At 68.4% G+C, this 25,348-nt stretch carries 26 protein-coding genes and 1 tRNA gene; 18 read left to right on the top strand and 9 right to left on the bottom strand.

Annotation, left to right across the window (positions count from 1 at the left end):
• The 3 genes from MOX01_RS10915 to MOX01_RS10905 are packed head-to-tail and all read left to right on the top strand — an operon-like array spanning position 1 to position 3,178.
• A complete protein-coding gene (locus tag MOX01_RS10915; protein WP_058631149.1) occupies positions 1-999 on the top strand; it encodes an Fpg/Nei family DNA glycosylase in 999 nt (332 codons plus the stop codon).
• 38 nt (positions 1,000-1,037) lie between these two features.
• On the top strand, positions 1,038-1,685 hold the full coding sequence (locus MOX01_RS10910) for an FMN-binding negative transcriptional regulator (protein WP_141369587.1): 648 nt from the start codon (positions 1,038-1,040) through the stop codon (positions 1,683-1,685).
• The gene (locus MOX01_RS10905; protein ID WP_174799775.1) at positions 1,682-3,178 is read left to right on the top strand and encodes an amidohydrolase; all 1,497 of its coding nucleotides are present in this window, start codon (positions 1,682-1,684) and stop codon (positions 3,176-3,178) included. The genes MOX01_RS10910 and MOX01_RS10905 overlap by 4 nt, the downstream gene beginning before the upstream one ends.
• A gap of 75 nt (positions 3,179-3,253) precedes the next feature.
• Here the strand turns inward: MOX01_RS10905 and MOX01_RS10900 are convergent, their stop codons facing one another.
• A complete protein-coding gene (locus MOX01_RS10900) occupies positions 3,254-3,739 on the bottom strand; it encodes a Dps family protein (RefSeq protein ID WP_141369585.1) in 486 nt (161 codons plus the stop codon).
• Between the two features lie 130 nt (positions 3,740-3,869).
• On the opposite strand from MOX01_RS10900, the gene MOX01_RS10895 reads away from it, so the two are divergent.
• Together MOX01_RS10895 and MOX01_RS10890 are read left to right on the top strand one after the other, a co-directional pair.
• Entirely contained in the window at positions 3,870-4,406 is a 537-nt protein-coding gene (locus MOX01_RS10895) for a gamma carbonic anhydrase family protein (protein WP_141369583.1), read from the top strand.
• A gap of 30 nt (positions 4,407-4,436) precedes the next feature.
• Positions 4,437-4,510, top strand: a tRNA-Ile gene (locus MOX01_RS10890).
• On the opposite strand, the gene MOX01_RS10885 is transcribed toward MOX01_RS10890, so the two are convergent.
• The gene (locus MOX01_RS10885; RefSeq protein ID WP_170224194.1) at positions 4,508-5,137 is read right to left on the bottom strand and encodes a helix-turn-helix domain-containing protein; all 630 of its coding nucleotides are present in this window, start codon (positions 5,135-5,137) and stop codon (positions 4,508-4,510) included. The genes MOX01_RS10890 and MOX01_RS10885 overlap by 3 nt on opposite strands.
• A gap of 106 nt (positions 5,138-5,243) precedes the next feature.
• Between MOX01_RS10885 and MOX01_RS10880 the strand changes: the two genes are divergently transcribed.
• Entirely contained in the window at positions 5,244-6,488 is a 1,245-nt protein-coding gene (locus tag MOX01_RS10880) for a globin domain-containing protein (protein ID WP_269140009.1), read from the top strand.
• Between the two features lie 114 nt (positions 6,489-6,602).
• Positions 6,603-6,863 (top strand): DUF6458 family protein, encoded by a 261-nt coding sequence (locus tag MOX01_RS10875; protein ID WP_046747022.1) that lies wholly within the window; start codon positions 6,603-6,605, stop codon positions 6,861-6,863.
• A gap of 111 nt (positions 6,864-6,974) precedes the next feature.
• On the opposite strand, the gene MOX01_RS10870 is transcribed toward MOX01_RS10875, so the two are convergent.
• Together MOX01_RS10870 and MOX01_RS10865 are read right to left on the bottom strand one after the other, a co-directional pair.
• Positions 6,975-7,292: a DUF7882 family protein gene (locus MOX01_RS10870; protein ID WP_046747021.1), complete on the bottom strand. Its 318-nt coding sequence runs from the start codon at positions 7,290-7,292 to the stop codon at positions 6,975-6,977.
• 197 nt (positions 7,293-7,489) lie between these two features.
• Positions 7,490-8,401, bottom strand: a complete 912-nt coding sequence (locus MOX01_RS10865) for a helix-turn-helix transcriptional regulator (protein WP_046747020.1) — start codon at positions 8,399-8,401, stop codon at positions 7,490-7,492.
• Positions 8,402-8,539: 138 nt separating this feature from the next.
• Here MOX01_RS10865 and MOX01_RS10860 point away from each other — a divergent pair, with 138 nt between their 5' ends.
• Positions 8,540-9,439 (top strand): alpha/beta fold hydrolase, encoded by a 900-nt coding sequence (locus MOX01_RS10860; protein WP_058631156.1) that lies wholly within the window; start codon positions 8,540-8,542, stop codon positions 9,437-9,439.
• Here MOX01_RS10860 and MOX01_RS10855 read toward each other — a convergent pair.
• Entirely contained in the window at positions 9,411-9,884 is a 474-nt protein-coding gene (locus tag MOX01_RS10855) for an Lrp/AsnC family transcriptional regulator (RefSeq protein WP_045265266.1), read from the bottom strand. The two genes, MOX01_RS10860 and MOX01_RS10855, sit on opposite strands and share 29 nt — an antisense overlap.
• A 171-nt stretch (positions 9,885-10,055) precedes the next feature.
• Between MOX01_RS10855 and pdhA the strand changes: the two genes are divergently transcribed.
• The 3 genes from pdhA to MOX01_RS10840 are packed head-to-tail and all read left to right on the top strand — an operon-like array spanning position 10,056 to position 13,545.
• On the top strand, positions 10,056-11,171 hold the full coding sequence (gene pdhA, locus MOX01_RS10850) for a pyruvate dehydrogenase (acetyl-transferring) E1 component subunit alpha (protein WP_058631157.1): 1,116 nt from the start codon (positions 10,056-10,058) through the stop codon (positions 11,169-11,171).
• A gap of 2 nt (positions 11,172-11,173) precedes the next feature.
• Entirely contained in the window at positions 11,174-12,184 is a 1,011-nt protein-coding gene (locus tag MOX01_RS10845) for an alpha-ketoacid dehydrogenase subunit beta (protein WP_045265268.1), read from the top strand.
• Positions 12,181-13,545 (top strand): dihydrolipoamide acetyltransferase family protein, encoded by a 1,365-nt coding sequence (locus MOX01_RS10840; protein WP_141369577.1) that lies wholly within the window; start codon positions 12,181-12,183, stop codon positions 13,543-13,545. The genes MOX01_RS10845 and MOX01_RS10840 overlap by 4 nt, the downstream gene beginning before the upstream one ends.
• On the opposite strand, the gene MOX01_RS10835 is transcribed toward MOX01_RS10840, so the two are convergent.
• On the bottom strand, positions 13,538-14,146 hold the full coding sequence (locus MOX01_RS10835; RefSeq protein ID WP_058631159.1) for a TetR/AcrR family transcriptional regulator: 609 nt from the start codon (positions 14,144-14,146) through the stop codon (positions 13,538-13,540). The two genes, MOX01_RS10840 and MOX01_RS10835, sit on opposite strands and share 8 nt — an antisense overlap.
• 112 nt (positions 14,147-14,258) lie before the next feature.
• Between MOX01_RS10835 and MOX01_RS10830 the strand changes: the two genes are divergently transcribed.
• From MOX01_RS10830 to MOX01_RS10810, 5 genes are read left to right on the top strand one after another with little or no spacing between them, the layout of a single operon-like run.
• Positions 14,259-15,812, top strand: coding sequence for a carboxyl transferase domain-containing protein (locus MOX01_RS10830; RefSeq protein WP_141369575.1), 1,554 nt, complete (start codon positions 14,259-14,261; stop codon positions 15,810-15,812).
• Positions 15,813-15,823: 11 nt separating this feature from the next.
• Positions 15,824-17,755 (top strand): ATP-binding protein, encoded by a 1,932-nt coding sequence (locus MOX01_RS10825; protein WP_058631161.1) that lies wholly within the window; start codon positions 15,824-15,826, stop codon positions 17,753-17,755.
• Positions 17,756-17,757: 2 nt separating this feature from the next.
• Positions 17,758-18,906, top strand: coding sequence for an acyl-CoA dehydrogenase family protein (locus MOX01_RS10820; protein ID WP_058631162.1), 1,149 nt, complete (start codon positions 17,758-17,760; stop codon positions 18,904-18,906).
• Between the two features lie 9 nt (positions 18,907-18,915).
• Positions 18,916-19,404, top strand: coding sequence for a MaoC family dehydratase (locus MOX01_RS10815; RefSeq protein ID WP_061015221.1), 489 nt, complete (start codon positions 18,916-18,918; stop codon positions 19,402-19,404).
• Positions 19,401-20,207 (top strand): HpcH/HpaI aldolase/citrate lyase family protein, encoded by an 807-nt coding sequence (locus MOX01_RS10810; RefSeq protein WP_061015222.1) that lies wholly within the window; start codon positions 19,401-19,403, stop codon positions 20,205-20,207. Before MOX01_RS10815 ends, MOX01_RS10810 begins: the two co-directional genes overlap by 4 nt.
• Here the strand turns inward: MOX01_RS10810 and MOX01_RS10805 are convergent, their stop codons facing one another.
• Both MOX01_RS10805 and MOX01_RS10800 read right to left on the bottom strand, forming a co-directional pair.
• Complete coding sequence (locus tag MOX01_RS10805) at positions 20,208-20,795, bottom strand: histidine phosphatase family protein (protein ID WP_046747010.1); 588 nt, start codon at positions 20,793-20,795, stop codon at positions 20,208-20,210.
• Positions 20,792-21,625 (bottom strand): Sir2 family NAD-dependent protein deacetylase, encoded by an 834-nt coding sequence (locus tag MOX01_RS10800; RefSeq protein ID WP_230977930.1) that lies wholly within the window; start codon positions 21,623-21,625, stop codon positions 20,792-20,794. The genes MOX01_RS10805 and MOX01_RS10800 overlap by 4 nt, the downstream gene beginning before the upstream one ends.
• A 120-nt stretch (positions 21,626-21,745) precedes the next feature.
• Between MOX01_RS10800 and MOX01_RS10795 the strand changes: the two genes are divergently transcribed.
• Complete coding sequence (locus MOX01_RS10795) at positions 21,746-22,546, top strand: TrmH family RNA methyltransferase (RefSeq protein WP_058631213.1); 801 nt, start codon at positions 21,746-21,748, stop codon at positions 22,544-22,546.
• A 3-nt stretch (positions 22,547-22,549) separates the two neighbouring features.
• Here the strand turns inward: MOX01_RS10795 and MOX01_RS10790 are convergent, their stop codons facing one another.
• The gene (locus tag MOX01_RS10790; RefSeq protein ID WP_058631166.1) at positions 22,550-23,377 is read right to left on the bottom strand and encodes an SGNH/GDSL hydrolase family protein; all 828 of its coding nucleotides are present in this window, start codon (positions 23,375-23,377) and stop codon (positions 22,550-22,552) included.
• Positions 23,378-23,524: 147 nt separating this feature from the next.
• On the opposite strand from MOX01_RS10790, the gene MOX01_RS10785 reads away from it, so the two are divergent.
• Positions 23,525-25,267 (top strand): DEAD/DEAH box helicase, encoded by a 1,743-nt coding sequence (locus MOX01_RS10785; protein WP_058631214.1) that lies wholly within the window; start codon positions 23,525-23,527, stop codon positions 25,265-25,267.
• Positions 25,268-25,348: the final 81 nt, after the last annotated feature.

Raw genomic sequence — 25,348 nt, 5'->3', positions numbered from 1 at the left:
ATGCCCGAGGGTCATTCCGTCCACCGGATCGCTCGGCAGTTCGACCGCAACTTCGTCGGCAAGACGCTGAGCGCTTCCAGCCCGCAGGGTCGGTTCGCCGAGGGAGCATCCCTGCTCGACGGCCGTGCCGCGGTGAGCGTGCAGGCGGTCGGCAAGCAGATGTTCCTGGAGACGGAAGGCGACCTGTGGCTCCGGGTGCATCTCGGCCTGTATGGAGCGTGGGACTTCGCCGGTGAGATCGTCGTCGACCCGACCATCGCCTCCGCCAACGGACGCATGGGCCAGACCAATCAGCGGGGCACGATCCTCGAGGACCCGATCCTCGATGATGCGGGGGAGAACTCGCTGTCCTCGATCGGTGCGCCCCGACGCACGCGGGTGCACGTGCGCATGTCCGAGCAGACGAAGGGGCTCGCTGATGAGGGCATGGAGTGGCCGCCGCCCGTGGTCGGCCAGGTTCGACTGCGTCTGATGACCGACATCACCGCGGCCGACCTCCGAGGGCCGACCGCGTGCGTCCTGCAGACGCCTGAGGAGATGCTCGCGACCGTCGCAAAACTGGGCCCTGACCCCCTGGTCGGCGATCCGGTCGAGAACGAGGAGCGTTTCGTCCGCGCTGTCAGGAAGAAGCCGACGGTGATCGCACTCCTGCTCATGGACCAGTCGGTCGTGAGCGGCATCGGGAACGTCTACCGCGCCGAGATGCTGTTCCGGCAGAGGCTGAACCCGCACACGCCGGGTCGCGACGTTCCCGAAGACGTCGTGCGCGCGCTCTGGCACGACTGGGTGCGTCTGCTCGCCATCGGTGTGGAGACGGGGCAGATGATGACGATGGACGGTCTGACCGGCGCGGACTACCGCGCCGCCATGGCCAACCGGGACGATCGTCACTGGGTCTATCACCGCGCTGGTCTGCCCTGCCGTATCTGCGGGACCGAGATCGCGCTGGAGGAGATCGGCGCTCGGAAGCTCTACTGGTGCCCGCGTTGCCAGGCGTGATCCGCCCGCGCCGCCACCACCGGATCTAGGCTGATCGAATGCGACAGAATCCCAGCTTCACGCTGGCCGATGTGCCCGAGATCCGCCGCGTGATCGAGGCGAACCCCTGGGCGACGATCATGAGCTCTGGCGGGGAGGGGCTCGTGGCCTCGCACTACGCCGTCCTGCTCGACGACGCCCACGACGACCTCACCGTCGTGGGGCACGTGGGTCGTCCTGACGACCTCATCCACGGGCTGGGGGAGGACCGAGAGATGCTGGGGGCCTTCCAGGGCCCACACGGCTACATCTCGCCCGGATGGTACGGCGATGTGCCCGCGGTACCGACCTGGAACTACACCGCTGTCCATCTGTCCGGCGTTCCCGAGATCCTGAGCGCCGAGGAGAACCTCGTCGTGCTCGACCGCCTCGTCGCGCACTTCGAATCCCTGATGCCGGAACCGCGACGCATGTGGGAGCGCCCCAACGACGCGGCCTACGTGGAGCGGCTGGCCGCGGGAACGGTGGGTTTCCGGTTGACACCGACACGAGTCGTCGCCAAGAGGAAGCTCAGCCAGAACAAGGCGCCGGAGACGGTCGAGACGGTGATCGAGGAGCTCTCCGGCGACGGACCCTATGCGAACCCGGCCCTCGCCGCGGAGATGCGGCGCGCGCAGGACGCACGCCGAGGAGGGGTGCAGCAGTGACCGAACGCGGCGCCGCCATCGACACCATCACAGCTGTGCGGATCGCCGGACCAGGACGCGAGTTCCTGATGGACGACGAACCGGTCGACATCTTCATCGCCGATGGACGCATAGTCGACATCGCCCCGACCGGTGCTCTGTCCGCCCGTGGCCGCGTCCTCGCCGCCGACGGCGCCTGGGCGGTTCCCGGTCTCTGGGACAACCACGTCCACACCGTCCAATGGGCGCTGACATCGGAGCGCGCGCCGCTCGGACACGCGGAATCCGCAGCGGCCGCCGCGGGTGCGATGAGTGGTGTTCCCCCGCTGGCGGACGGTCGACGCGTCGGGACCGGTTTCCGAGATGCGCTGTGGCCGGATCGTCCGTCACTCGAACTCCTGGACACAGCCACCGGCGGCGTTCCCACCTACCTCATCAACGCCGACGTCCACAGCGTCTGGTTGAACAGCGCTGCACTCGCTCGTGAGGGCTTCCGCAGCGAGGACGGCGTGCTGCGCGAGACCGATGCTTTCGAGATCTCGCGGCGCCTCAATGCCGTCGACGCCGCTCATGGTGACCGTGCGATGGTGCGGGCAGGGAAGCAGGCCGCGGCACGAGGTGTCACCGGCCTCGTCGACTTCGACATGGCGTGGAGTGCGGAAGCGTGGCCGCGACGGGTGCAGGCGGGCTTCGCCTCCCATCGCGTCGAGTTCGCGGTGTACCCGTTCGACCTCGAACGCGCCATCGACGCCGGGCTCCGCACGGGTGAACTGCATGAACAGACCGAGACTCCGGCCCGCGGGGCGGGGCTCGTGCGCGTCGGGCCGCTGAAGATCATCACAGACGGTTCCCTGGGCACTCGGACAGCCGCGTGCTCGCACGCCTACCCGGGAGATCCCGGCAACTTCGGCATGCTCACGGTGCCCTCCGACGAGTTGGTCGACCTCCTCACCCGCGCGACCGGCGCAGGACTGGGGGTGGCGGTCCACGCGATCGGCGACAGGGCCATCACCTCGGCGCTGGATGCCTTCACCACCACGGGCGCAGCCGGATCGATAGAGCATGTCCAGCTCGTGCGACACACCGACCTCGCGCGGTTCGCTCGCCTCGGTGTGATCGCCAGCGTTCAGCCGCAGCACGCCGTCGATGATCGCGATCTGGTGGACCGGCACTGGTCGGAGCAGACCTCGATCGGCTATCCCCTCGCATCACTGCGCGCATCAGGGGCACAGTTGCGCTTCGGTTCCGACGCCCCGGTGGCCCCGCTCGATCCGTGGCAGGCCATCTCCGCAGCGGTGTCCCGGACGGCCGACGCGCGAGCAGCATGGCATCCGGAAGAGCGGATCACGGTCGACCAGGCACTGGAAGCGAGCGTGCGTACTTCGCTGCGGCCGGGTGAGCCCGCCGACATCGTCCTGTGTGCGGCGGACCCGCTGACGTCGACGGGGCCGGCTCTGCGCTCGATGAGCGTGCTCTCCACCGTCTTGGGGGGATACGTCACACACGCGCACTGATGGGTTACTCGTGCAGCAAGGGCGGCCCTCGGAGAACCGAGGACCGCCCTTGCCACGTTCAGACGATGTCTGCGATCAGGCCGCGATGTGCGAGACGAGGAACCAACGGTCCTTCTCGAGGCCGCGCTGGATCTCGATCGCGACGTCCTGGCTGGTGAGGTCGACCTCGTCGAGGCCGTCCACAGCGGCCTTGACGTCGACGAGGATGGCGTCGATGTCGGAGATCACCGCGCGGATCAGCTCGTCGGACTGTGCGAAGCCGGCCGCGACCGACGTCGAGCCCGCCTTCTCCGCGACGGCGCTCACGCGTGCATCGATCGGCAGACCGAGGGCGACGATACGCTCAGCGGCGGTGTCGGCGAAGTCGCCGGCGTGGGCGACGATCGTGTCGAGCAGCTCGTGCACGCCGACGAAGTTCGCGCCGCGGACATGCCAGTGGGCCTGCTTGCCGTTGATGGTCAGTGCCTGGAGACCGAGGACGACAGGGGAGAGGAACTGGGCCGCCCCTGCAGCCACGGTCGGGTCGATGGCGGTGGTGGAAACGGTCTGTGCCTTGCTCATCTTGTGCTCCTCCGGAACGGTTTCTCGTATCTGATGAAGACAACGCTACTCAGCGTCAGACATTCCGCAAGCAAGCTGAGGCTCGGCTCACTTCCGCGTGATTCCGCGGAAGTGAGGGTAGTCTCGCCTCATGAGCATCGCGTCCGGAGCCTCCATCCTCGCCCTGCCGAACAGTACGCCGTCGATCGACGCGACGGCATTCGTCGCCGACGGCGCTCGCATCGTCGGCGACGTCAGCCTCGCGGCGGGCTCCAGCGTCTGGTACAACGCCGTCCTTCGCGGGGATTCGGCGCAGATCGTCATCGGCCCCGGCTCCAATCTCCAGGACAACATCTCCGTCCACGTCGATGCAGCGCATCCTGTGGTGATCGGCTCCAAGGTCTCGGTCGGACACAACGCGGTCGTGCACGGCTGCACGATCGGCGACGGAAGCCTGGTGGGAATGGGGGCGGTGATCCTCAGCGGTGCCGTCATCGGCGAAGGATGTCTCATCGCCGGAGGAGCGGTCGTCCTCGGGGGGACAGAGATCCCCGCAGGCTCTCTCGTCGCCGGCGTGCCGGCGAAGGTGCGTCGAGCGCTCAGCGAAGAGGAGCGAGCGGATCTCCTGGCCAACGCCGACATCTATCTCGGACACTCGCAGACGCACTCGGCGGCGACACGGGTGTGAGCGCCCCGGCCGCTAGGCTGGGACCCGTACGGGGCGGTGGCCAAGCTGGTTAAGGCAGTGGGCTCATAACCCAACGATCGTCGGTTCAAGTCCGACCCGCCCTACTCACGATCCTCAGCGGATCCCTGCTCACTCGACGACAGCAGCAGCGTGCAGCGATGCGGCGTCACGAACGGATCGAGTCGCCGCATCTCCAGAGGACCATCGCCCAGTCGGAGCACATCGCGCACGAGTTGCGCATGCACGGCGCATACGAGCGCCTGATCCTCGGCGAGCAGGCCGCGGTAGCGGCAGGGAGCAAGATCGAATCGGAGCGTTTCCTCGTCGACGACGGGGTTCAGACCGGCATCGTCGAAGTGCTCGTACAGGACGTCAACCTGCCGGAGGGCCTGCTCGCCGAGGCGCGGACTCTCCGACGTCACGGCGCGGAGCATGCGGCCCCTCACATCGGCGCCTTCGACCCGTGACCGTGCTCTCTGGCTCGAGGATGTCTCACGCACAGGATGGAAGACGAGGGGTGGACGACCGCGATGGCCGGTGTTGACGGGCTCACTGCGAATCAGGCCTTCGTCTTCGAGCACCCGCAGGTGGTCACGTGCGGTGTTCAACGGGATCCCGCTCTCCTCGGCGAGCGCGCCGGCGTCCCGGCCGGGCGTCTCCTGGATGGCGCGGAGCAGGCGCAGGCGCCGCGGTTGGGTCAGACCTCGGAAGTCATGGGCTCGACGGGGCATGGGGCGAGGATAAGCACGCAGGCAGAGAGGAGGGCGCGTTTCGGCCGGAAATAACCCGGTGAAAGGGCGCGCGCACTCGGTCCGGTCCGGCGATGGTGGAACGACCATGACGCTGAAGAGAAGGGAAGTCATGAAGCTCTCAACGGAGTCCGAGGCGGTCGTACGTGCGACCTCAGGAGTCGTAGCCGCGCACGCGGATGAGATCACCACGCTGTTCTACCGGGAGATGTTCACCGCGCACCCCGAACTGCTGCGAGTGTTCAACCGTGCGAACCAGGCTATCGGCGAGCAGCCGCGAGCTCTGGCCGCGTCGGTCGTCGCCTTCGCCGTGCACCTCATCGACCCGGACGCCCCCGACTTCACGCCGATCATGAGTCGGATCGCCCACAAACACGTCTCGCTGGGTGTCCAGGCACGCCAGTACACGATCGTCGGCCACTACCTCCTCGATGCGGTGCAGACGGTGCTCGGCGATGCGGTGACCACAGAGGTCAGAGCCGCCTGGGACGAGGTCTACTGGCTCTTCGGGTGCTCCCTCATCGCCGAAGAGGCGAAGCTGTACGCGCAGGGCGGCACCGATCCCGCCCATCCGTGGCGCAAGCATCGGGTGGTGGAGCGCGTCGTCGAGTCGGACGACGTCATCTCGCTCCTCCTCGCGCCTGTCGACGGCGTCGTCGCGTCACATCGGACGGGGCAGTATGTCGCCATCGCGGTGGACCTGCCGGACGGGTCCAGACAGCCCCGCCAGTACACGATCTCCTCCGGTCCGCGAGGCGATGCGCTGCGCGTGACCGTCAAGCGCGTCCGCGGCAGTGCAGGCGTCCCCGACGGTCAGGTCTCGACCTGGCTCCACGAGCACGCCCACCCCGGCACCGTGCTCGATGTGTCCCAACCGGCAGGTGACGTCGTGCTCGATGACACCGGGCATCCCCTCGTCCTCGTCTCCGCAGGCATCGGCATCACACCGATCACCGCAATCGTCGAGGATCTGTCCCGTCGCGCCCCGGACCGCACCATCCGACTCTTCCATGCCGACCGGAACCACGACGCCCATGTGCTGTATCCCTCCTTGCGGCGACAGGTGCTCGCGATGAAGGATGCCAAGGCGCAGAACTGGTACGCGGACGGGGCGGACGCGGCCCCGACCCTCCACCCCGCGCTCCCTGGGCGGATGGACCTCTCGAATGTCGAGCTCCCGGACGACGCGGTCGTCTTCATGTGCGGCCCTCTCGAGTTCATGCGCTCTGTCAGGGCGACTCTGATCGGCCGGGGGATACCTGCGGAGCGGATTGCCTACGAGGTCTTCGGCCCCGACCTCTGGCTGCAGCAGCCGACCGTCGACGCCGCCTGACGCGCGGAGCCGCGGAGGAGAAGGGTTCGCGCCGATGTCAAGCCCCTCCTCGGCGCCGCGACCCCACGCCATGCTTCCGGAGTGCGGCACCGCGCCGCAGAGACAGGAGGAACAATGAGCATCGGCAGCGGAATCGCGCTCTTCGTGATCGGGGCGATCCTCGTCTTCGCGATCAACGTCGACGTTCCCTGGGTCGACCTCGACATGGTCGGCTACATCCTGATGGGAGCAGGAGTCATCATCTTCCTCATCGGCATCGTGCTGCTCGCGCGTCGCCGGCGAACGGAGACGGTCTCGCGCACATACGTCGACCCTGCCACGGGGGAGCCGACCACTCGTCGCTCCGTGAGCTCCAGCGGCGACGAGGCCCTGTGAGTTGCGCCGCCCTGTGAGTTGCGCCGCCCTGTGAGCGACACCGGCTTCTGAATACACGCAGTGACGGCGTCGGTCACCACGGTGTCCGACGCCGTCAGTGCGAAGCGGTGATCAGTCCGGCGCGATGGTCTCGAGGTGCTCCTCGACCAGGACGATGCCGCCGCTCGAACTCGCCGAGTGCGCGAGCTCCTCGATCCACCTCCGGCTCAGATCGGGAGACTCCGGTTCCTGGAAGACGAACCTCAGAGGAATCGACGGGTGGAGCCAGAGGGTCGATCGCCCAGGGGCCTCACCCTCGGGGTGACGCCAGGAGAGGGTGAAGCTCTCGTTCCGGCGGAGCTTGGTGGCGATGACCACCTTGAGGTGCGCCAAGGCGCGATCCTCGATGTAGATCGGCGTCGATGTGTCGCCGTAGTACAGGCTGCCCATCAGCAGTGGCGGCGGGACACGACGGTCAGGGGGCGGGCCATGGTTCTCCTCGATGGCATGCTCGACGGACCGGGAAGTGGTCCGGGAATTCGAACTCTAGCCAACAAATCGACGCCCACCCTGCGCCTGACGCCCCACATTGCACTGAGCGAACAATCTGTTCGCTCAGTGTCACGTTCACAAGGCGAGCGTCACGATCACGAGGCGAGGACGGGCGCTGCGCCGTAGGCGTCACGATACGCCGCAGTGAAGCGAGACGAGTTGCTGAAGCCCCAGCGGCGCGCGATCTCGGCGACCGATCGGCCCTCGCCGTTGCGGAGATCCCGGTGCGCCCCGTCGAGGCGCGCCCGCCGCAGAGCGTCGGCGGGCGTCATGTCCAACGCTCGTCGAAAGGCGTACTGCAGTCCTCGTGTGGAGATGTACGACGCGGCGGCGACGTCATCGATGGTGATCGCCAGGTGCGCATTCGCGTCGATGTAGGCGAGCGCACGACGGACCGAGGCCGGCGCTCCGGCTCGCTGTGCCGGCCGCCTGAGGGAGTCGGTAAATGTGGTCGGGAACGCCGAAAGCGTCATCGCCAGGGCGTGCCGTTCGAGTTCGGCGAGGAGCAGATGATCTGTCGGCCCCGCGTTCACGGACTGATCCACGTACTCGAACATCCGCTCCCAGCGCCGAGCGTCGGCAGGGGAGTGCGGCACGAACCCCGTCGTGCGCAACTCCCGTCGGTCATCACCCGTGATCTGCCTCGCGCGCGCCTGGGCGGCGCGATGATCGAACACGAACGCCCGTACGCGCGCTGTCCGGTCCCATCGGGCTTCGACCTCGGTGCCGTCGGACATCCAGGCCGAGCCTGCATCCAGGGACTCGCGTCCCGACCAGACACGCGCATCGGGGGCGTCGACCCGACAGACCAGCAGCTGCTCCTGAGGTTCTGCCCGAGAGTGCACCTTGGCGGTGAGTCGGTAGTCGATCAGGGACGCGGTGCCGAGTTCCTCGGATCGCCAGTCGAAGCGGAAGCTGCGCGGATCCGCATCCTGCAGCGACGACGACGGAACGTACTGCTGCCATGTGGACTCCACCTGGGCCAGATCGGTGGACGTGAACTGCATGGGCTACTCCTCGTGCTACGCGCGTCGATCCCACTCGAAAGCGCACGATCAGGAGCGTATCCCACGATGCCTGAGCCTCCGCCGTGCAGGTATCCGGGATGCACCAGAACCCGCGAGGCCGCTCGTAGACTCGGGAGTATGAGCGTGCCTTCCCCGTATGCGGACCGTCTTCGTCGCCTTCCCGTGCAGCGTCGCGAGGTCGAGGTGCATGGGGGGACCACGGCCTACTGGGCGTACGGCCCCGACGACGCAGACACCACCGTCGTCGCGGTGCACGGTTTCCGAGGGGAGCACCACGGCCTCGAACCGGTGCTCGCGTTCCTGCCCGAGGTGCGGGTGATCGCGCCGGATCTTCCCGGTTTCGGCGAGTCTGCCCCTGTGCCACGACGCACGCATGATCTCGACGAGTATGCGGAGTGGCTCACCGACTTCGTCGCCGAAGTCGCCCCAGGTGCCGTGATCCTCGGCCACTCCTTCGGTTCGATCGTGGCCTCAGCCGCCGTGGCACGCGGACTGCAGACCCCGCGCCTGATCCTGCTGAACCCCATCGGTGCGCCGGCGCTCGAGGGGCCGAAGGGACTGATGACACGACTTGCGGTCCTCTACTACGCTCTCGGCGCCAGGCTCCCCGAGAAGGTCGGGACGGCCCTGCTGCGCAACCGGATCATCGTCCGCGTGATGAGCATCACGATGGCCAAGACGAGGGATCCGGAACTCCGCCGGTTCATCCACGACCAGCACGACACCTATTTCTCCCGATTCTCGGATCGGGATGTACTCCGGGACGCCTTCGTCACGAGCGTTTCGCACGACGTACGCGAGTTCGCCCCCGAGATCGACGTTCCGACACTGCTCGTCGCAGCAGAGCGGGACGACATCACACCCATCGAAGCGGAGCGGAGGCTGGCGACGATGTTCCCGGACGCCCGCCTCGTCGAGATCGCGCACGTCGGACACCTGATCCACTACGAGACCCCGGCCGAAGCTGCGGGAGCCGTTCGCCGCTTCCTCAGGATTCCCGTCGCGCGAGGCCGATGAGGCCGGCCACACGGAACGGGATGACCTCACCCATCGCCAACGACGTCTCCGTGCGTTCGACGCCCTCGATGGACAGGATGCGCGCGTCCGTGTCGAAGAGGTGTCGCGCATCGCGGCAGGCCACGCGCGCGAGCAGATCGATCGATCCGCTGAGGCCGTGCGCCTGCACGACCTCAGGGATCCGGGAAAGCTCGTTGATGATGCGGGGCAGTTCCGTCTGACGGACCCCGATGCTCACGAAGGCCTGCAAGGGGAAACCGAGCACATCGGGCGAGAAGGACCGCTCGTAGGACAGGAAGATCCCGCTCTGCTCCAACCGCGCCATCCGCGCCTGGATCGTGTTGCGCGAGAGCCCCAGGTTCTCCGCGAGCGCGACGATCGTCGTGCGCGGGTCGTCGGCGAGCGCGGCGAGAAGCTCGAGATCTATGCGGTCCAGTCCTGGCATAGTGCCAAACCTTAGCAGCACTCTCTCGAGCGAAATTGAGCAACATGCTCAAGCGCTCTTGGAATGCTTGAGCGAGGTGTTGACCGGACGTACTCTCAGACCATGCCGGTGATGACGCTGGCATCAGTGCGCGGAGCCTCACGAGGGCCGCCGAGGACGAGGAGGACGACGATGTCACCGCAGGCCACGCCCATCGCAGACACGGCACAGGATCTGGAGCTCTCGGAGCGCCTCCTGAACCCCGACGGAAGCCGCATCCCGAACCCCCGGCTGGACCCGTTCGTCGCCGACGTCGATGCCGAGCAGCTGCGTTCTCTGCTCCGGGACATGGTCATCCTCCGCCGCATCGATGCCGAGGGTGTCGCGCTTCAGCGCCAGGGACAGCTCGGACTCTGGGCGCCCTGCCAGGGACAGGAAGCGACGCAGATCGGGACGGCCCGTGCCCTCGCTCCCGAGGACTTCGTGTTCCCCAGCTACCGGGAGACCGGAGTCATCTATGCGCGGGGCGCGGAGCCCGGAGACTACGTGCGCATGTGGCGCGGTGAGGAAGGTGCGGCTCACGATCCCGCCGACCTCGGTGTCGCTCCCTTGCAGATCATCATCGGAGCGCAGACACTGCACGCGGTCGGCTACGCGCTCGGCATCCAGCACGACGGCGCTGACGAGGTGGCGGTGACCTACTTCGGTGACGGAGCCACCAGCCAGGGTGACGTGAACGAGGCGATGATCTTCGCCGCGTCGTACCAGGCGCCGGTCGTCTTCGTATGCCAGAACAACCACTGGGCGATCTCCGAGCCGGTCGCCGTGCAGTCGCAGTATCCGATCGCGGGAAGGGCGCCAGGATTCGGCATCCCCAGCCTGCGGGTGGACGGCAACGACGTGCTCGCCTGCATGGCGGCCATGCGCTGGGCTCTCGACCACGCGCGGTCCGGCAAGGGCCCCGCCTACATCGAAGCCGTCACTTATCGCATGGGTCCGCACACCACGGCCGACGATCCGACCCGCTACCGCGACCAGGAGGAACTGGATTCCTGGCGCCGCCGCGATCCGATCGCGCGGTTGGAGGCACACCTGCGCGCCAGCGGGGAGCTCGCCGAAGAGCACGTCGCCGAGACCCAGTCCGCAGCCGATCTCGTCGCCAAGGAGATGCGTGCCGCGTGCCTCGGCATGGTCACACGGCCGGCACTCGCCGTGTTCGACGGCGTCTACGCGGAGCCGCACACCGGACTCGAGCGACAGCGCGATGAGTACGCCTCGTACCTCGCCACCTTCGAGAGCGAGGTGTGACCATGACCGAGCTGACTCTCGGGAAGGCCCTCGGAGCCGGTCTCCGCCAGGCGATGCGCGATGACGACAAGGTCGTGCTGCTCGGGGAGGACATCGGCAAGCTGGGAGGCGTCTTCCGCATCACCGACGGACTGCTCGACGAGTTCGGCGCTGCGCGCGTGATCGACACGCCGCTCGCCGAGTCCGGAATCGTCGGCACGGCGGTGGGCCTCGCATTCCGCGGCTACCGACCCGTCGTCGAGATCCAGTTCGACGGCTTCGTGTATCCCGCCTTCGATCAGATCGTCGCTCAGGTCGCGAAGCTGCACTACCGCACTCAGGGCCGGGTGAAGATGCCCATCACCATCCGGATCCCGTGGGCGGGCGGCATCGGCGCTGCCGAGCATCACTCGGAGTCTCCGGAGGCCTACTTCGTGCACACGGCAGGACTGCGCGTGATCGCGGTCTCGAACCCGGAGGACGCGTATCGAAGCCTGCGACAGGCCATCGCCTCCGACGACCCCGTGATCTTCTTCGAGCCGAAGCGGCTGTACCACCACAAGGGCGAGGTCGACCTCGAAGCCCCGCTGGCCGACGCGCCGCCGATGGGTCTCGCGCGCGTGGTGCGGACCGGGACGGATGCGACCCTCATCACGTACGGCGCCATGGTGTCCACCGCGCTGCAGGCAGCGGACGCCGCGGCGGATGAGGGAACGTCGCTCGAGGTCATCGATCTCCGTTCCCTCTCGCCCGTCGACTATGACTCCGTCGCGGCTTCGGTGCGGAAGACGGGCCGCGTCGTGGTCGCTCACGAGGCGTCGCGGGAAGCGGGAGTGGCCGCGGAAGTGATCGCGAGCATCACGGAGCGCTGTTTCGAGTACCTTGAGTCGGCTCCACTGCGGGTCACCGGCCACGACATCCCCTACCCGCCCGCGAAGCTCGAGAAGTACCACCTCCCGGACCTGGATCGACTGCTCGACGCCGTCGACCGGGTATTGGACCGGCCGAACAGCCTGACGGGAGCAGAGGCATGATCGCGGAGTTCCGCCTTCCCGACCTCGGGGAAGGACTGACAGAAGCCGAGGTCGTGACCTGGCTCGTCGCTCCCGGCGACAGCGTCACTCTCAACCAGACGCTCGCAGAAGTCGAGACCGCGAAAGCGGTCGTCGAGCTGCCCTCGCCCTACGAGGGCATCGTCTCGACGTTGCACGCGGAAGCAGGACAGACCATCGCCGTCGGTGCTCCTCTGATCGCCTTCGATGTCGTGGGGGAGGAGCCGGCGGCCCCGTCGCCCTCCTCGGAGCCTGGGGAGAAGGCCGAGCCGAACCTGGTGGGGTACGGCGCCGCGCCCACGAGCTCAGGGCGACCAGCGCGGCGGGCACGGAGGATCGGCGCGTCCGCTCCGGCCACCATCGACACGGCCGTTCTCGAGGCGGCACCGCACGACGCTGCTCCGTCAGCCGTCGACGCCGTGATCGAGCGCCCACGCTCGACGCCCCCGGTGCGCGCCCACGCGAAGAGGCTCGGCATCGATCTCGTGCTGGTTGCGGCAGAAGTGGGCGACCGCCTCATCACCCGCAACGATGTCGACGCCTATGCGGAACGCGTCGGCGTGCACGATCGCGCCGGCGGCGGCGTGCATTCCACGTCGTCCGCTGCACTTCCGGCCAGCCCTGCCGCACTCGCCGGCGAGGAGCGCGAGACCCGGATCCCCATCCGCGGAGTGCGCAAGCATACGGCGGCGGCGATGGTCCAGAGCGCCTTCACGGCCCCGCACGTCACCGTCTTCCATACCGTCGACGTGACCGCGACCATGGATCTGCTGTCGAGTCTCCGCGAAGATCGATCGCTGAGCGCACATCGGATCGGGCCGCTCGCCGTGGTGGCGAAGGCGGTCTGCCTCGCTCTCGGGAGGACTCCTGGCCTCAACTCGCGTTGGGATGAGGCCGCCGGCGAGATCGTCCAGCACAACTACGTCGATCTCGGGATCGCGGCGGCGACGGAGCGCGGACTGATCGTCCCCATGATCAGAGATGCCGAGCGGCTGACACTCACCGAACTCGCGGACGCCGTGAAGTCCCTCGCCGAGGTCGCGCGTTCGGGGAAGACCTCGCCGGCAGTGCTCGCGGGCGGCACCTTCTCGATCTCCAACATCGGCGTGTTCGGTGTCGATGCCGGTACGCCGATCCTTCCCCCCGGTCAGTCCGGGATCCTGGCCGTGGGCGCGGTACGCCGTCAGCCCTGGGAACACCGGGGCGAGATCGCGCTGCGGCAGCTGATGACCCTCAGTCTCTCTTTCGACCACCGGATGGTCGACGGCGCGGAGGGCGCCCGGTTCCTGAAGGATGTGGCCGACCTCCTCGAGGAGCCGGGGCGGGCGATGCTCCTCAGCTAGTCGCGCGCACGGCAGCATCCGCCATCGCGATCAACACGGTCGCGGTGGCGGAGTGCCGTCTGGCCGCCGCACGCGTGCTGTGCGGCGTGGAGTTGATGAGTCCGAAGCAGGCCTGCACGCGCAGACGCAGCTCGTCCGGATCGGCGCCGTCCGTGCCGCCTCGATGCAACGGAGCCAGGGCCGCCATCCACAATTCGATGTAGGCGCGTTGCAGGCGGCGTACCTCGGCGCGGTCGGCATCGGACAGGAACGCGACATCGCGGTCCTGCACCTGGATCACCTCGGCGTTACCCAGGGCGAAGTCCACGTGGAACTCGATCAGGGCACGCATCCGCGCGTCGGGCGTCGGGGCTTCGTCAGCGACGCGGCGTCCGCCGTGGATGAGGTCCTGACTGACTTTGACGAGGACCGCTCCCAGCAGAGCCTGCTTACCGGCGAAATGACGATAGACGGCCGGGCCGGACACACCGACGGCAGCGCCGATGTCCTCCAGGCTCACGCCGCTGTACCCGCGCGCGGCGAACAGTCGCGCTGCGGCGTGCAGGATCGCATCGGACCGTTCGGCCTTGGCGCGGTCTCGGGCGGTGACCGGGCTTGTCATCTCAGTTAATCCTCGCTAACCTGAATCAACGGGTTAGTGAACACTAACCGAAAGTGCATGCACCGCGCCAGGGTTCGGCCCAGGGCGGACGTGGGTCGAGGAGGACATCACGATGCCGACATCCCAGGAGTCGCTCGCGCACGAACTGCGAGACCGCCTCGCCGCCGCCGCGCGCGGAGGACCGGACGCTTCTCGCGAGCGTCACCTGGCGCGAGGGAAGCTGCTCCCTCGCGATCGCGTCACCCGTGTGCTCGATGAGGGCAGCCCCTTCCTCGAGGTCGCGCCCCTCGCGGCTGACGGCCTGTACGGGGGAGAGGCGCCGGGCGCGGGCGTGATCGCCGGTATCGGTCTCGTGCACGGGCGGCACGTCATGGTGGTCTGCAACGACGCGACGGTCAAGGGCGGCACGTATTTCCCCCTCACCGTCAAGAAGCATCTTCGCGCGCAGGAGATCGCGCTGGAGAATCGCCTTCCCTGTCTCTACCTCGTCGATTCGGGGGGCGCGTTCCTCCCCAAGCAGGACGAGGTCTTCCCGGACCGCGAGCACTTCGGGCGGATCTTCTTCAATCAGGCGCGCATGTCCGCGGAGGGCATCCCGCAACTCGCCGCCGTTCTCGGCTCGTGCACCGCCGGCGGCGCCTACGTACCGGCGATGAGCGACGAGACCGTCATCGTGCGCGGCCAGGGGACCATCTTCCTCGGTGGCCCCCCGCTCGTGAAGGCCGCCATCGGGGAGATCGTCACGGCGGAGGAACTCGGCGGCGGCGAGCTGCACGCACGACGCAGCGGCGTCGTCGACCATCTCGCCGAAGACGACGAGCACGCCCTCGAGATCCTGCGCGACATCGTGGCCACGCTCCCTCCTCCCGCCGCCCCGGCCTGGGAGGTGCTCGGCAGCCGCGCTCCCTCCGAGCTGTCCAGCCTCTACGACGCCGTCCCTGTCGACGTCAATGCCGCGTACGACGTGCACGAGGTCATCTCGCGGTTGGTCGACGGCGACTCGTTCCTCGAGTTCAAGCCCGAGTACGGCACGACCCTGGTCACCGGCTTCGCCCGTCTCCACGGTCACCCCGTCGGCATCGTCGCGAACAACGGCGTACTCTTCAGCGAGTCGGCGCTCAAGGGCGCCCACTTCATCGAGCTCTGCGACCAGCGGGGGATCCCTCTGCTCTTCCTGCAGAACATCACCGGTTTCATGGTCGGCTCCGACGCGGAGGCCGGCGGCATCGCCAAGGACGGCGCCAAGATGGTCACGGCCGTCGCCAGCACCCGTGTACCGAAGCTCACCGTCATCATCGGGGGATCCTTCGGAGCCGGGAACTATTCGATGTGCGGGCGCGCGTACTCGCCGCGGTTCCTGTGGACCTGGCCCGCCAGCCGCATCTCCGTGATGGGGGGCGCGCAGGCCGCGTCGGTGCTCGCCACTGTCAAGGAGGACCAGCTCTCCGCACGCGGCGGCTCCTGGACGGCGGAGGAGCGAGCAGCCTTCGAGGCCCCGGTCCGGGAACAGTACGAGCACCAGGGCGAGCCGTACTACGCGACCGCGCGGCTCTGGGACGACGGCATCGTCGACCCCGCCCAGACCCGCGACCTCCTCGGCCTCGCCCTCGACGTCGTCTCCCGCAGCCCGCTGCCCGAACCGCGCTTCGGCGTCTTCCGGATGTGAGTGCTTTGTCCATGAATCCGACACCGACGTCGTCCGACGTCCTTTTCCACACCGTCCTCGTCGCCAACCGCGGGGAGATCGCCCGTAGGGTGATCCGCACGCTGCGGGCGCTCGGCATCCGCAGCGTCGCCGTCTACAGCGACGCCGATGCGACGAGCCCTCATGTCCGCGAGGCCGATCTGGCCGTGCGGATCGGGCCAGCGCCCGCTGCCGACTCCTACCTCGACATCGACGCCGTCATCGCCGCGGCGCGCGCCACCGGTGCGCAGGCCATCCACCCCGGCTACGGCTTCCTCTCCGAGAGCGTCGGACTCGCCGAGGCCTGCGAGGAGAGCGGGGTCGTCTTCATCGGTCCCTCCGTCGACGCGCTGCAGATCATGGGAGACAAGGCCCGCGCCCGCGATCATGTGCTGCGGTACGGGGTCCCCGTCGTCCCCGGCTTCGATGCCAAGGGACTGTCCGACGCCGAGATCGCCGAAGAGGCCGAGACCGTCGGATATCCGCTGCTGGTCAAGCCCAGCGCAGGGGGAGGGGGAAAGGGCATGGAGGTCGTCGCCGACGCGGCGGGGCTCCGCGGCGCTCTCGCCTCCGCCCGCCGGGTCGCGTCCGCCGCTTTCGGGGACGACGCGCTCATCCTCGAGCGGCTGATCAGACGACCACGGCACATCGAGGTACAGGTCTTCGGCGACGTGCACGGCACCGTCATCGCCCTCGGCGAACGCGAGTGCACGTTGCAGCGCCGGCATCAGAAGGTCATCGAGGAGGCCCCGTCGGCGGGGATCCCGGCCGACACGCGCGAGCGCCTGCTCTCCGCCGCGGTGCTCGCCGCCGAGAGCGTCTCCTACGTGGGGGCCGGCACGGTCGAGTTCCTCGTGGATGCCGACGCGCCGGACGAGGTCTTCTTCATCGAGATGAACACGCGGCTCCAGGTGGAGCACCCCGTCACCGAGGAGGTCACCGGACTCGACCTCGTCGCGCTTCAGCTCCGCGCGGCAGCGGGTCTTCCCCTGGACGTCACACCTCGCCTGCGCGGCCACGCGGTCGAGGCTCGGGTGTACGCGGAGGCCCCTGAGCGCGGCTTCCTTCCGTCCACGGGGACGGTGCTCCTCTTCGACCCACCGCCGGGTGTCCGCGTGGATGCGGCCATCGAGAGCGGCAGCGAGGTCACCGGATTCTACGACCCGATGATCGCGAAGGTGATCGCCTTCGCCGATGACCGCGCCACGGCACTGGCACGACTGGACCGAGCACTCGCGAGCACCGTCGTGCTGGGCGTCGAGACCAACATCGCGTTCCTGCGGATGCTGTGCCAGGACGCGCGGGTCATCGAAGGCGATCTCGACACCGGTCTCATCGAGTCCCTGCTTCCCCTCGAGACGGTGAAGCCTTCGGCGTCTCAGTTGGCTGCGGCGCGGGACGCCGTTTCGGATCCCCCCGCATCGGTGCGCACCAGCCCGCTGTGGCGTGAGCTGCCCGGGTGGCGCCTGGGGACCCAGGACGCGCCGCATGCTCCGTTCGTCGCGCTCACGGACGACGGCGACGAGGTCGAGCTCGATGAAGCGTCTCCTTCCCCCTCCAGAGCGGGCGTGCTGGCCGCAGTCGATGCCGAGGGAGCGGTCTGGGTCGCGGAGGAAGGTCGCACGATACGCCTGCGCCCTCTCGACAGGCGACAGCGGATGCAGCGCCGGTTGTCCGCACGAGACGCGGGAGCTGCGGCGACCGAGCCGGAGGGCCGTGCCCCCATGCCGGGCAGCGTCGTGGCGGTGCACGTGACCGACGGCGACACGGTGTCCGCGGGAGAAGCCCTCGTCTCGATCGAGGCGATGAAGATGGAGCACCCGGTACTGGCACCGCATGACGGTGTGGTGCATCTGCTGGTCGCGGTCGGCGACCAGGTGCGGCGTGACCAGCCGGTCGCCCGCGTGACGACGGAGGAGAGCTGAACATGGAAGAGCTGACCGACGAGGAGCGCGAGCTCGCCGCCATGGTGCGCGAATTCGCCGACACGGTCGTCGCACCGCAGGCCTACGAGGCCGATCGTACGCACACGCTGTCGATGGACGTCGTTCGCCAGATGGGCGATCTCGGATTGTTCGGTCTACCGTTCCCCGAGGAGTACGGCGGACAGGGCGGCGACTACATGGCACTCGGCATCGCGATCGAGGCGCTCGCGCGCGTCGACCAGTCCATCGCGATCACGCTCGAAGCAGGGGTCAGCCTCGGCGCGATGCCGATCTACCGCTTCGGTTCGGAGGAGCAGCGCCAGGAGCTGCTGCCGGACCTGCTCGCCGGGCGAGCCCTGGCGGGCTTCGGCCTCACGGAGCCGGAGGCCGGCAGCGATGCCGGTGCGACCAGGACCACGGCGCGCCTCGACGGCGACGAGTGGGTGATCGACGGCTCGAAGCAGTTCATCACGAACTCCGGGACCCCCATCACGCGGTTCGTCACGGTCACGGCGGTGACCGGGAACGAGGATGGGCGCAAGGAGATCTCCACCATCATCGTGCCGAACGGGACACCGGGGTTCACGGTCGAAGCGCCGTACGACAAGGTCGGGTGGAACGCGTCGGACACACATCCCCTCACCTTCGACGGCGCACGGGTTCCCGCCTCCAACCTGTTGGGTACGCGGGGGAGCGGCTTCCGCAGCTTCCTCAGCATCCTCGACGAAGGACGCATCGCGATCGCGGCCCTCTCGACCGGCGCCGCCGAAGGATGCCTGGAGGCCGCTGTCGAGTACGCCAAGAGCCGCACGATCTTCGGGGCCGCCCTGAGCACGCGGCAGAACGCGCAGTTCACTCTGGCCCGCATGCGCGCACGGGTGCACACGGCACGCCTCGCCTGGCATCACGCGGCACGACTCCGAGACGCGGGCAAGCCGTTCGCCGAAGCCGCGGCCATCGCCAAGCTGGTCGCGGGCGAGGCGGCGATGGACAACGCGAGAGACGCGACGCAGATCTTCGGCGGCAACGGCTTCATGAACGAGTTCTCCGTGGCACGGCACTACCGCGACTCCAAGATCCTCGAGATCGGCGAGGGCACGACCGAGGTGCAGCTGCTGGTCATCGCCCGCGGTCTCGGACTCGCCGGGTAGCGTGGCGGTATGAGCACGCACGACGTCGTCCAGAGGGGTCTGTACTACGAGGAGTTCGAGACCGACGCCCGCTACCTGCACCGCCCAGGACGAACTGCGACCGAAGCCGACAACGTGCTGTTCACCACCCTCACCATGAACACGCAGGCCCTGCACCTCGATGCGGCTTTCGCCGACGGTCAGGAGCCGTTCCGCGCGCGACTGATGAACTCGATGTGGACTCTGTCCACCATGGTGGGTTCGTCCGTCGCGCAGCTGACGCAGGGGACCCTCGTCGCACAGCTCGGCTTCGGCGATGTCGCGTTCCCGCATCCGCTGTTCGCGGGAGACACCCTCTACACCGAGAGCACGGTCGTCGAGAAGCGGCTCTCCTCCTCCCGGCCGGGGCAGGGGATCGTGAAGATCGCCCACACCGGCCGGAACCAGGACGGTACCGTCGTCGCCACGGCCGTCCGCTCGGTGCTCGTCCACTGCCGTCCGGAAGGATCCCCCGCATGACGTTCGACCTCGGTCCGGCGCTGTTGTTCTGCCCTGCCGACCGGCCGGAGCGCTTCCGGAAAGCCGCGGAGCGGGCTGATGCGATCATCCTCGATCTCGAGGACGCGGTGCTCCCGGAGGCGAAGGACGAAGCGCGCAGGAACGTGATCGCCGCCGATGTCGACCCCTCTCGAGTGGTCGTGCGCGTCAACGCCCCCGACACCGAGGCCTTCGCCGCAGACCTCGCGGCGCTGGCTCAGACCGACTTCCGCACCGTGATGGTGGCGAAGACCGAGCGTGCGGACAGCTTGTCGGCGTTCGATGAGAGGTACTCGCTGATCGCCCTGTGCGAGACCGCCCGCGGCGTCCAAGCAGCCGACCGCATCGCCGCACACCCGCAGGTGTCCGCGTTGATGTGGGGGGCCGAGGATCTCGTCGCCTCCCTGGGAGGCACGTCTTCGCGCAACGCGGACGGCGCGTATCGCGACATCGCCAGGTACGCCAGAGCGCGTGTCCTCCTCGAAGCCGGTGCGCACGGCAAAGCAGCCATCGACGCCGTGCACATCGACATCGATGACCTCACTGGACTCGAGGAGGAGGCGATCGACGCCGCCGCTTCGGGATTCCGTGCGACGGCCTGCATCCATCCGAACCAGGTGGCGACGATCCGTGCGGCGTACCGTCCGGACGACGCGCTGCTCACCTGGGCGCGCGCCGTGCTCACTGCGGCCGAGTCGCAGCGCGGCGTGTTCCGGTTCGATGGACGGATGATCGACGAGCCGGTCCTCCGTCACGCGCGTTCGGTCGTGTCCCGCGCCGTCTGATCAGAGGACGGGCGTCTCCTCCAGCAGACGGAGATAGCCCGGTGCGGCGACGAACCGGTGCGCCGAGCCGTTCTGCAGCACCTCGCCGTCGCGCGGGAGAGTGCCGCCGGAGACGTGGTCGATCACGGCGCGGATCACGCCACCATGAGCGACGACGATGACCGACTCCGCACGCGGGGAGGACCGACGCCGCGCCTCGCGAGCGATCGTGTGCAGTGCTTCGATCGCGCGTTCTCCCACCTCGTGCAGCGACTCCGCACCAGGAACCTCCGCGTGCCAGTCGCCATACGTCGCGATGTAGTCGGGCACGAGCATGCCCTCACCATCGCCGAACTCGCGCTCGCGGATGTCGGGGACGACGCCGGCGACTTCCAGCCCCAGGCGCTCCGCGATGATCTCCGCGGTCTCCTTGGCGCGCAGCAACGGGCTCGTGTACACGGCGTGATGGGTTCCTGCCGCGAGCTTCTCCGCGGCCCATCGCGCGTCTTCGCGTCCCTTCTCGTTCAGGGGGATGTCGGTGGAGCCCTGGATGCGCCGCGCGAGGTTCCAGTCGGTCTGACCGTGGCGGACGAGGGTGAGGTGGGTCACGAGAGGAGTTCCTGGAGGGCGGGGAGCACGTCGCTGGTGCCCGCGGCGATGGTCACATGCGCCCAGGCATCCGCGCGCGTCGGCTCACGGTTGACGATGATCAGGGGGATGTTGCGTCGCCGCGCACGCTCGACGAGGCGGACACCGGAGTTGACCACGAGGGAGGAGCCCGCGACGATCAGGGCGGAGCTCGAACGCAGCAGCGACTCCGCTGCGCGGAAGCGATCCTGTGGCACGTACTCGCCGAAGAACACCACGTCAGGCTTGAGCATGCCCGCGCAGACGGTGCACACGGGGATGACGAAGCCTTCCGTGCTCTCCGGGAGCACGTCGCCGTCGGGGGCGAGAGCGACGTTCTCCGGCACGGTGATCCAGGGGTTGAGCTCCTCGATCTGCACGGCGACGTCGCGGCGATCGAAGACCTGACCGCACTGCAGACACAGCACGCGACGCATGGTCCCGTGGACCTCGATGACGTGCGAGCTCCCGGCCCGCAGATGCAGTCCGTCGACGTTCTGGGTGATCACGCCGGACACGTTCCCCGATGCTTCGAGTTGCGCCAGGGCGATGTGTCCCGCGTTCGGCTCGGCTCTCGCGAAAGCGCGCCAGCCCAGGTGCCCGCCGACCCAATAGCGCCGACGCGCCGCCTCGTCACCCAGATAGGTCTGGATCGTCATCGGATCGCTGCGCGTCCTCGCGCCTTCGCCACGGTAGGCGGGGATGCCGGAATCGGTGGAGATGCCGGCGCCGGTGAGGAGTGCGATGCGCTTCTCGCGCAGCAGCTCGGCGGCGTGGGCGATGGTGGCCGACAGCTCGGCGGGAATGGACACGCTCACAAGACCTCCTCGAGCGAGTCTACGGTGCCGAGGCCGACCAGGGCCTCCACGGGAGCCGCCGACGCCCCAGCGACCGGTGCTGCGCCGTGTCCTGACGGTGGCAGAGTGGACATCGTGGATCTCCTGCCTGTGACCGACGCCGCCGACCGACGTCTCGACGACTACCGCGGCCTCACCGATACCGCCCTACGAGCACTGTCGGAGCCGTCCGGTGGTCTCTACATCGCGGAATCGACGAAGGTGATCGCGCGCGCGGTCGCCTCCGGTCACCGTCCCCGCTCCCTCCTGGTGCAGGAGCGCAGGGTGGACGACATCCGTGCCATCGTCGGTGACCTCGACGTGCCGGTGTACGTCGTTCCGGACGAGGTGGCGGAGGCGGTGACGGGTTTCGCGGTGCACCGCGGCACCATCGCCTCCATGCACCGACCAGAACTGCCCTCCGTCCGCGAGGTGATCGACGGCGCCTCCCTCGTGCTGATCCTGGAGAACATCGGGGATCACACCAACGTCGGAGCAGCCTTCCGTGCTGCAGCAGGTCTCGGCGCCGACGCGGTGCTGGTGTCTCCGGGCGGGGCCGATCCGCTGTACCGGCGCAGCGTCCGAGTCAGCATGGGCACCGTCTTCCAGGTGCCGTGGACGCGCATCACGGACTGGGAGTCCGCGATCGCGGATCTCCACGCCGACGGCTTCGACATCGCCGCGCTGGCGCTGCGCGACGACGCGGTGACGCTCGACGCGTATGCGGCCGCACGTCCGGCGCGGGTCGCGCTGGTCATGGGGTCGGAAGGCGACGGACTCTCCCGCGAGGCCATGGACGGAGCCGACACCGTCGTCACGATCCCGATGTCCGGTGGGGTGGACTCCCTCAACGTGGCATCAGCGGCAGCGGTCGCACTCTGGGCGATGAAGGCCTGACGCTCAGTCCCTCCCGGGAAGGACGACGGGGGAGGGCTCCGGACGCTTCGCAGCGAGGTTGTCGCCAGATGACTGGTGACGGAGCCTTCTGAGCACCCACGGAACCAGGTGCTCCCTGGCCCAGCCCAGGTCTTCCGAGCGTGCCTCTCGCCAGGTGCGCAGCGGGAACGGCTCGGGCTGCATGGCCTCGAGATCGTTCGGCACGTTCAGGGCACGCAACGCCATGCGGGCCACCTCGTGGTGGCCGAGCGCGTTGTAGTGCAGTCGGTCATCGTCGAAGAAGCGCATGTCCTGCACGACCTTGAGCGCCCACTGGTCGGCCACGATGCAGTCGTATCGCTCGGCGATGGTGCGGACGTTCTCGTTGTAGATCGCGACCTTTCCGCGGAAGGCGCGGAAGACCGGCGTGAAGGCGGTGTCGATGCCCGTGAACAACAGCACGGCGGCGCCGGTGGAGGACAGCCGGGCGACGGCGTCGTCGAGCTGGCTCGCGATCGCATCCGGGTCGGTGCCGGGCCGGATCACATCGTTGCCGCCCGCACAGATGGAGACCAGATCGGGGCGCAGCGCGACGGCCGGCTCGATCTGGTCGGCGACGATCTGGGCGATCAGCTTGCCGCGGACGGCGAGGTTCGCATAGGCGAAGTCGTCGACCTGCGCGGCGAGCACCTCGGCGACGCGGTCTGCCCACCCGCGGTGGCTCCCCGGATGCGCCGGATCGGGGTCGCCGATGCCCTCGGTGAACGAGTCGCCGACCGCGACGAATCGGCGCCACGGGTGCGCGGTCTCGTTCGGGATGTAAGGGGTCCGAGTCGAATCCTGGTCGGTCATCCAGCTCTCCTTCACGAACGATCAGCGACGCGGCGATGATCGCGACGCAGTGACCGAGCCTACCCGCAGGGCTCGGTGCGGGGCAGGGCACGCGCGGGAATCGCGGGGAGTGATCCGGTGTCCCCGGCAGCGATTATCGTGGACTCGATGCTCTCTCCGTCCTTTCCTCAGCGTGCCCCATGGGGAACCGCGAACAAGCTGCGTGCCTGGCAGCAGGAGGCCCTCGAACAGTACTTCGCGGCGGATCAGCGCGACTTCCTCGTCGCCGCCACACCCGGCGCAGGCAAGACCACGTTCGCACTCACCCTCGCCGTCGAGCTCATGCGCATGGGCGAGGTCAACCGCATCATCGTGGTCGCACCGACCGAGCATCTCAAGACCCAGTGGGCGGACGCCGCGGCACGCGTGCACATCCGCCTCGACCCGCGCTTCCGCAACAGCGACTGGGCACCGGCTCGGCACTATCACGGCGCTGTCGTGACGTACGCGCAGGTCGCCGCGAAGTCCTCGGTGCACCGGCATCTCACGGAGGACGCCAAGACCCTGGTGATCCTCGACGAGGTTCACCACGGCGGCGATGCGCTGAGCTGGGGCGACGCCATCCGAGACGCGTACGGGCCGGCGAAGAGGCGCCTGCTGCTGTCCGGCACGCCGTTCCGCAGCGACACGGCGCCCATCCCGTTCGTGGAGTACCACCCCGATGAGTCCGGCGCCCGCATCTCGCGCACCGACTACAACTACGGCTACGGCCGGGCACTGGCCGACGGCGTCGTCCGGCCCGTGCTCTTCCACATGTACGCCGGCAAGATGCGCTGGCGCACCACCACCGGCGACGAGCTCGAGACGCACTTGGGCCAGGACAACACCAAGGACGTGACGTCGCAGGCGTGGCGCACGGCGCTCGATCCCGAGGGCGAGTGGATGCCGGCCGTCCTGTCGGCCGCGGACAGACGGCTCACGGAGATCCGCCACCACGTCCCCGATGCCGGCGGTCTCGTACTGGCGACGGACCAGACGGTCGCGCGCGCGTATGCGAAGATCCTGCACAGCATCACGGGCCAGCAGGCCACGGTCGTGCTCTCGGATGATGCGACGGCGTCGGAGCGGATCGAGAAGTTCAGCGCCAACGACTCCCGCTGGATGGTGGCCGTGCGCATGGTGTCGGAGGGCGTCGACGTGCCGCGTCTCGCCGTGGGGGTCTATGCGACGTCGTCCTCGACTCCGCTGTTCTTCGCTCAGGCCATCGGCCGGTTCGTGCGAGCCCGGCGTCGTGGCGAGGCCGCGAGCGTGTTCCTTCCGCAGGTCCCCGTGCTCATGGGGCTTGCGAACGAGATGGACAAACAGCGCGACCATGCGCTCGACCGGCAGTCGAAGGAAGACGACGGCCTGGAGGATTCGCTGCTCGAGAGTGCGAACCGTGAGGAGGAGACCTCGGACGCGCTGACGCAGGAGTTCAGCTACCAGGCGCTCTCGTCCGTCGCCCACTTCGACCGCGTGGTCTTCGAAGGACAGGAGTTCGGTCAGCTGGCCGAACCGGGGACCCCGGAGGAGGAGGAGTTCATCGGCTTCCCCGGTCTCCTCGAGCCGGAGCACGTGCATGAGCTCCTCATGCAGCGTCAGTCCCGCCAGTCACGCCTGCGGGAGGCACGTGAGGCCTCCACACCGCCCGACGAGTCGACGACGCTTCCCCCGCCCCTGCACCGCACCCTCAAGGAGCAGAGGCAGCTGCTGAACAGCCTCGTCGGCCTCTACGCGCGCCAGAAGGGTGAGCCGCACGGCGCTGTGCATGCCGAGCTCCGCCGCATCTGCGGAGGACCGGCAGTCGCGCAGGCCACCGTGACGCAGCTGCAATCCCGCATCGAGGTTCTTCGGAAGCGTGTGCGGTCCTGACATGATCTGCGCCCCGCCGTGCAGGGACGGCGCTTCGGATCCCCGAAATGCTGTCAATCCGCGCCTGGGTGAGGTCGTGCT

The sequence above is a fragment of the Microbacterium oxydans genome, assembly GCF_006540085.1.
GTDB lineage: Bacteria > Actinomycetota > Actinomycetes > Actinomycetales > Microbacteriaceae > Microbacterium > Microbacterium oxydans.
Note: the sequence above shows the minus strand (reverse complement) of the source record. Positions and strands in the feature narration are given on the sequence as shown.